We start from the raw sequence: 777 nt of genomic DNA, 5'->3' as shown, positions 1-777 counted from the left end.
CGTTATTACAATCCCAACAAAAAAATCAGCCAAGAAGATTTTGCAGCGATTCTAGAATTTGCCCGCCTCTCCCCAAGCTCCGTCGGCTCTGAGCCGTGGAAATTCTTGGTGATTCAAAACAAAGCCCTGCGTGAGAAAATCAAGCCTTTCAGCTGGGGGATGCAATCCCAACTGAACGACTGCAGCCATCTGGTGATTATCCTTGCCAAGAAAAATGCCCGTTACGATACCCCGTTCTTCCGCAGTGTTGCCGAACGCAGGGGCCTGCAAGGAGAGCAACTGGAAAAAGCGTTGGCAAGATACAAAAGCTTCCAAGAAACCGACATTAAAATTGCCGACGACCAACGCGCACTATTTGACTGGAGCGGCAAGCAGACCTATATTGCTTTGGCCAATATGCTTACAGGTGCAGCGGCCATCGGTATCGATTCCTGCCCAATCGAGGGCTTCAACTACGACAAAATGAACGAAGTATTGGCAGCAGAAGGCCTGTTTGATGCCAATGAATGGGGCGTATCCGTAGCGGCAACATTCGGCTATCGCGCCAAAGAAATCACCCAAAAATCACGCAAACCGATTGAAGAAATGGTGACTTGGGTCGAATAAGCAGTTTGTATTCTCAGGGCGGCAAATACCGCCCTTTTACTTTTCTAAAAAGAGAAGCAAATTCCGTAACAACAAATACTTCTAAATTTAAAATCTGAAGGCCGTCTGAAACCATGTGTCAGAAATCCTAGATTTCATTTCACACCGTTTCAGACGGCCTGATTTAATACG

Annotated in this window: 1 protein-coding gene; it reads left to right on the top strand. The window is 46.7% G+C overall.

Going from position 1 to position 777, the window contains the following annotated elements; translation table 11 throughout:
- Positions 1 to 606, top strand: a 606-nt coding sequence (locus tag ACTHUR_RS13445; RefSeq protein WP_440399032.1) for an NAD(P)H-dependent oxidoreductase, incomplete at its 5' end; no start/stop codon positions are given.
- Positions 607 to 777 lie beyond the last annotated feature (171 nt).

The organism is Neisseria sp. P0021.S007, from assembly GCF_051956855.1.
Note: the sequence above shows the minus strand (reverse complement) of the source record. Positions and strands in the feature narration are given on the sequence as shown.